Genomic DNA, 1,412 nt, shown 5'->3' on the forward strand with positions numbered 1-1,412 from the left:
ACTCCTTAGAGGGCAAAGTCGATTCAAAGAAGCCATTGAGTCTTATCAAAAAGCGATTGAGCTTGACCCCTGTTTTAAGCGAGCTTATGTAGACCTACAGTACACCTGGATTGAATCAGAACAGTTACAGCAACTTATCACCTTTTATCGACAGTGCATCGAACGGGAACCAGATTTTCCTCTGGCTTGGGGGAATTTAGGGGATGTGCTAACCGAGCAAGGGCAACTTGAAGAGGCGATTAGCTGTTACCAAACTAGCGCTTATAAAAAGGCAGTTGCATCCAATCCCAACCTGGCCGAGGTTGACTGGAAACCTAAAAAAGAGCATGGTCCAGACTTCGTGATTATTGGAGCGGCTAGATGTGGTACATCTTCATTATATATGTATCTGAGTCGTTATCCACAAATTATGTCTCCTCATAAAAAAGAGTTAAATTTTTTCAGTAAATATTATAATCAAGGGATTGATTGGTATCTCGCCCATTTTCCATCCATTACCGACACTCCTAATTTCTTAGCTGGAGAAGCAAGTCCTAATTATTTTGACTGCACTGAATCTGCCCAACGGATGTTTCAGTTTTTCCCCAAGGTTAAGCTAATCGTTTTATTGAGAAATCCCGTTGATCGCGCCATCTCTTGTTACTATCACAATTTTTATCATGGTCGAGAAAAGCGAACTCTAGAAGATGCCCTAGCTCTAGAAAAGCAACGACTGGAAAATTTGACAGAATCAGAGCTATTACAGACCGGGTATCGACATCCAAATAATTTGTTAGGAAGTCTTTACGTCTATAAGTTAAAACGATGGATGGAGATTTTTCCGAGAGAACAATTTTTAATAGTGAAGAGTGAAGACTTCTATAGCAATCCCAAGATTGTGATGAGTACCATCATTGCATTTTTGGGTTTATCTGATCAGAAGTTTTTTCAATACCCCAAATGCAATGGTAGGTCTTACACTCCCATTAGTCAAGACTTGAGACAAATGTTAACTGACTTCTTTCGACCTCATAATCAGAAGTTAGAAGAGTATTTAGGAATGTCATTTAATTGGGATTAGACTAAATAAAGTGGCTCTATTTACTAATGTAAACTGTTACTTAAATTAACATATTATTAAAAATAATATTGCCAAATATAATTAAAAAAATGTTATAATAAAAACTGTACCATTTAATTCAGTAATTGCGAGGGCCCCATGGTTAAAACCACCTCCAAACTCACTTTTGAGGAATACCTGGAATATGATGATGGCACAGATAATCGTTATGAGCTGTTTGATGGGGAGTTAGTAGAATTGCCGCCTGAGAGTGAACCAAATCATTGGAGGGTAATGTGGCTAATGCTCCAATTAGTCAAGTTAATTAACCCCCGCTTAATTAAGATGCACAGTTGTGAATTACAAGTTCCAG

At 38.0% G+C, this 1,412-nt stretch carries 2 protein-coding genes; both read left to right on the forward strand.

Features of this window, described 5'->3' with window-relative positions; all coding sequences use genetic code 11:
* Positions 1-1,060: sulfotransferase family protein (locus F6K38_RS41940; RefSeq protein WP_287360754.1), on the forward strand; the 1,060-nt coding region annotated here is incomplete at its 5' end.
* A gap of 138 nt (positions 1,061-1,198) precedes the next feature.
* On the forward strand, positions 1,199-1,412 hold a 214-nt coding region (locus F6K38_RS41945), incomplete at its 3' end, for a Uma2 family endonuclease (protein WP_287360756.1).

It is taken from the genome of Moorena sp. SIO3B2, assembly GCF_010692525.1.
Classification (GTDB): domain Bacteria; phylum Cyanobacteriota; class Cyanobacteriia; order Cyanobacteriales; family Coleofasciculaceae; genus Moorena; species Moorena producens.